Raw genomic sequence first — 4574 nt, forward strand, 5'->3', positions numbered from 1 at the left:
ACAGGCGGCGGACTGTCCGCCGCCGAGATCGCGGAGTTCGGGCATGATCGTCCGGCATTCGGCGCTGGCGATCGGGCAGCGGCTTTGAAACCGGCAGACGTTCGGATCGGGGGAAATCGGGCTGGTCGGGTTTCCGTCCAGCCGGGGTCTTGCCTCCCCGCGCCGGGCGGGATCGGGGATCGAGGCGATCAGGGCCTTGGTATAGGGGTGACGCGGATTGGCGAACAGTTGCTCGACGGGCGCCACCTCCACCACCTTGCCGAGATACATCACGACCACGCGGGAGCAGAGCAGGCGGACGACGTTCAGGTCGTGCGACACGAACAGGTAGCTCATTCCCAAACGTGCCCGAAGGTCGGCCAGCAGCCGCAGGATGACTGCCTGCACCGAAACGTCGAGGGCGGATGTCGGCTCGTCCAGGATCAGCAGCCTCGGTTCCACCACGATGGCCCGTGCGATGCCGACGCGTGCCCGCTGTCCTCCCGACAACTGGTGCGGATAGCGCTGCACCAGTTCGCGCGGCAGGCCCACCAGCATGGCGGCGCGGTAGACCCTGGCGGCGATGTCGTCGGCGTTCCGCAGCTTGAGCAGCCGCTTCAGGGGATCGGCGATGGTCTGGAAGACGCGGAACGACGGGTTGAGGCTTTCGGTCGGGTCCTGGAACACGACCTGGATGCGGCCTCGCTCGGGCGAGGCGACGAACTGCGCCTGGGTGACGGCGGTCACGTCGCCGCCATCCAGGAAGATCCTGCCGGACGTCGGATCGATCAGCCGCGCCAGCAGCCGGACCATCGTGGATTTGCCGCAGCCGCTTTCCCCGACCAGCCCGACGCATTCGCCGGCTTCGATCCGCAGGTCGACGTCATCGACGGCATGGAGCAGCGATCCCTTGGCGCTGCCCTTGACCGGATACAGCTTGCTGAGGTTTTGGGCATCCAGGAGGGCGGTCATAGCGGCACCCTGCAACGTACGAGATGATCGGGCGACAGTTCGGTCCAGGGCAGCGGAAGGTCGCATTGCGGCATCTTCCGGACGCAACGCTCGCTGAACCGGCACGGCGGCAACTCGCGCCGCAGGTCCGGCAACTGCCCGCCGATCGAGGAAAGCGTGTCGATGGTCGAGTTCGGGGTCGGCGTCGCGGCCAGCAACTGGCGCGTATAGGGGTGCGCCGGGTGCGCCAGCAGGACCTCGGTCGGTGCTATTTCCACCACATGGCCGGCATGCATCACCGCGATGCGGTCGCAGTACTCGCCGGCCAGCCCGAGATCGTGGGTGATCAGCAGCGTGGACATGCGGCTGTCGCGGCTCTTGTCGCGGATCAGGTCCATGATGACGGCCTGCGTCGTCACATCGAGGCCGGTGGTCGGCTCGTCGGCAATCAGCAGCGACGGCGAGCAGGCCAGCGCTATCGCGATCATGATGCGCTGGCACATCCCGCCGGAAAGCTCGAACGGATAGGCGTTGTAACGGCGTTCCGGATCGGGGATGCGCACCCGCTCCAGTGCCGCGATGGCGGCTTTCCTCAGGTCCCGGCGCGGGATCGCCGCATGCTCCAGCAGCACGTCCTCGATCTGGCGGCCGACCTTGCGGATCGGGTTCAGCGCGGTTCGCGGGCTCTGGAAGATCATCGCCATCTCGCGTCCGCGGATGGCGCGCATCGCTTCGCCCCTGGTCGTCAGCAGGTCCATGCCGCCCAGAACGATCGACCCGCGCTTGATCTCGGCCGCCGCGTCGCTCAGCCCCATCACGGAATAGGCCATGACCGATTTGCCGGAGCCGCTTTCGCCGACCACCCCAACGATTTCGCCGCGCCGGACGGTCAGGCTGACGTCCTCCAGCGCGCGTACCGTCCCGTGGCGCGTGCGGAATTCCAGGTTGAGATCGCTGATCGTCAGATGGTCGCTCATACCCGCTTCCTCGGGTCGAGCAGGTCGCGCAAGCCGTCGCCCAGAAGGTTGAAGCAGAAGACCGCCAGCACCAACGCCGCACCGGGGAACACGAAGGCCCACCATTCGCCGGAGACGATGAAACTGGCGCCTTCCGACACCATGATCCCCCATTCCGGGGTCGGCGGACGCACCCCCAGTCCGATGAACGACAGGCCCGCCGCATTCAGGATCGCCCAGCCCATGTTGAGCGAGGCCTGCACCATCATCGGCGGCAGGATGTTGGGGATGATGTGGACGGCCAGGACGGTCAAAGTCCGGTTGCCGCCCATCCGCGCCGCTTCCGCATAGCCTAAGTCGCGGCGCATGTTGACCTCGGCGCGGGCGAAGCGGCAGTAGAACGGCAGGTTGATGATCATCGTCGCGATGATGATGTTGGCGACGTTGTTGCCGAGCGCCGCGACGATCCCCATGGCCAGCACGAACAGCGGGAAGGCCATGATCGTGTCCATCAGCCGGCCGACGATCCTGTCCGTCCAGCCGCCGAGATAGCCGGCGGCGGAGCCGAGCGCCAAGCCGACCACGAACGACAGGATGACGGCGGAAAACGCCATGCCCAGGTCCAGCCGCGTCGCGACGATGACCCGGCTGAGGATGTCCCGTCCAAGCGCATCGGTGCCGAACGGATGGGCCATGCTGGGCGGCACCAGTTTCGCCGTCGCATCCGTCATCAGCGGATCGTAGGGCGCCAGCGACGGGCCGAGCAGCGCGCAGGCCAGCAAAAGCAGGAGGATGCCGACCGCCGCCAGCGTCAGCGGGTTTTCGCCGAAGGCGTGCCCGGTATTCCGGGCCAGGTTTGCAAAGGTCATCGCTCAGCCCTCGAACCGGACGCGGGGATCGATCAGCGTCGCCAGGACATCGACCAGCAGGTTCAGCAATATGTAGAGGAGCGCCATCATCAGGACGAAACCCTGGACGGCCGCATAGTCGGAAGCGAGCACGGCGGAAACCGCATAGGCGCCGACCCCTTGCCAGCCGAACACCTGCTCGATCAGGACGTTCGATCCCAGCAGGAACGAGAACACCATCCCCAGCACGGACGAGATCGGCAGCAGCGAGTTGCGGAACGCGTAGGTGAACAGTACCTTGGATGTCGGCAGCCCGCTGGCATGGGCGGTACGGACGAAGTCGCTTGACAGGGATTCGAGCATGGCGGCGCGGGTGATCCGGGCCAGCGGGGCCAGTGCGAACAGCCCCAGCGAGATCGCGGGCAGCACCAGTTGAGCCAGGGCCGCCCGGAAGACTTCGCCGTCACCGGCGATCAGCGCATCGACCGTATAGGCGCCCGTGACCCTTGGCGGGGCGGTATAGAGGATTTCGTTCAGCCGGCCCAGCGGCTCCGGTGCCCATCCCAGCAGGAAATAGAACACGTAGACCAGCAGCAGGCCGATGAAGAAGGTCGGGAAGGCGGCGCAGACGGTGACGACCGCGCGGCAGGCATGATCGGCGGGCCGGTTCAGCCGGATCGCCGCCAAGACTCCCATCGGAATGGCGCAGCCGATCGCGAAGACGAGCGCATAGGCGGACAGTTCCAGCGAAGCGGGCAGGCGGTCGACCAGATCGGTCAGCACCGGCTGTCCGGTGGTCAGCGAGTTCCCCAGGTTTCCCCGTAGCAGATCGGCGACGTAATAGAAGAACTGCTCGATCAGGGGTCGGTCCAGCCCCAGCTTCTCCCGGATCTCCGCCATCGAATTGGCGTCCGCCGCCGGTCCGGCAAAGTAGGCGGCGGGATCGCCGGGCAAGGCGTGCGACAACAGGAACGTCAGCACGACGACGCCCGCAAGGCTGGGCAGTGTAGCGAGCAGACGTTTCCAGACGAAGTTCATCGGGCACGGGTCCTCTGCGACTGTTCCGGATGCGTGAGCCGTGCCCACGCATCCGGCTATGCAATCGCAAAGCCCGTGCCGTTTAGCTGCCGCCAGGAAAATTCAGTGTTTTCAGGATGCTTCGAGCTTGGTCGAAAATCTGGCATACCAGAATATGATAGAAATCGAAGCACATGATTAAAAATCATGCTCTCAGTGGACCTGCGGCGTATTCACCCAGATGATCCGGGCTTCCACATCGCCGACATTGCGGTAGCTGTTGGTGAGATAGGCCTTGAAGAAGAAGGAGTCGCCGGCGGACATGCGGTATGTCGTGTCGTCTATCGTCAACTCGATCTCGCCGCAGACAAGGTAGCCAACGGCCTCGCCCTGATGGGTGATCAGGTCGATCTTCTCGCCGCCGGGAGCCACGACATGGACATTGGCTTCCAGCAGGTTGCCTGCGCCTACCGGAACCAGCCGTTCATAAGTGACGCCGGTGCCGCCTCTCAACGCATCCACGAACACCTTCAGGCGCTCGTCGGGTTTCTGCACCAGCATATGTTCGTCGATCCTCAATCCGAAGAACGACGCCATATCCCGGTCCAGCGCATGAACCAGCTTGTTGAGCATCGGGATCGAAGGCAAGACCTTGCCGGATTCGATCTTGGAAATCATGCTCTCGTCGCAGTCGACGGCGGTCGCCAGATCTTTCATGCGCATGCCCTTCAACAGGCGCGCGTGACGTAACCGGACGCCGACTTTCAGGGGTGCGCTTTCTTTCGTCATGATGTCCTGTCAATGAGCCAAAGAAATCAAGGAA

5 protein-coding genes are annotated in these 4574 nt (G+C 64.6%); all 5 read right to left on the reverse strand.

What is annotated here, in order from left to right:
- A partial coding sequence (locus AC5JJ6_RS00235; protein WP_496040111.1) for an oligopeptide/dipeptide ABC transporter ATP-binding protein occupies positions 1 to 951 on the reverse strand: 951 nt, incomplete at its 3' end.
- Positions 948 to 1907 (reverse strand): ABC transporter ATP-binding protein, encoded by a 960-nt coding sequence (locus AC5JJ6_RS00240; protein WP_496040112.1) that lies wholly within the window; start codon positions 1905 to 1907, stop codon positions 948 to 950. The genes AC5JJ6_RS00240 and AC5JJ6_RS00235, both read right to left, overlap by 4 nt.
- Positions 1904 to 2755, reverse strand: a complete 852-nt coding sequence (locus tag AC5JJ6_RS00245; RefSeq protein WP_496040113.1) for an ABC transporter permease — start codon at positions 2753 to 2755, stop codon at positions 1904 to 1906. The genes AC5JJ6_RS00240 and AC5JJ6_RS00245 overlap by 4 nt, the downstream gene beginning before the upstream one ends.
- Positions 2756 to 2758: 3 nt before the next feature.
- Positions 2759 to 3772, reverse strand: a complete 1014-nt coding sequence (locus AC5JJ6_RS00250; protein WP_496040114.1) for an ABC transporter permease — start codon at positions 3770 to 3772, stop codon at positions 2759 to 2761.
- Between the two features lie 192 nt (positions 3773 to 3964).
- Positions 3965 to 4540, reverse strand: coding sequence for a cupin domain-containing protein (locus tag AC5JJ6_RS00255; protein ID WP_496040115.1), 576 nt, complete (start codon positions 4538 to 4540; stop codon positions 3965 to 3967).
- Positions 4541 to 4574: the final 34 nt, after the last annotated feature.

It is taken from the genome of Skermanella sp. (assembly GCF_059503625.1).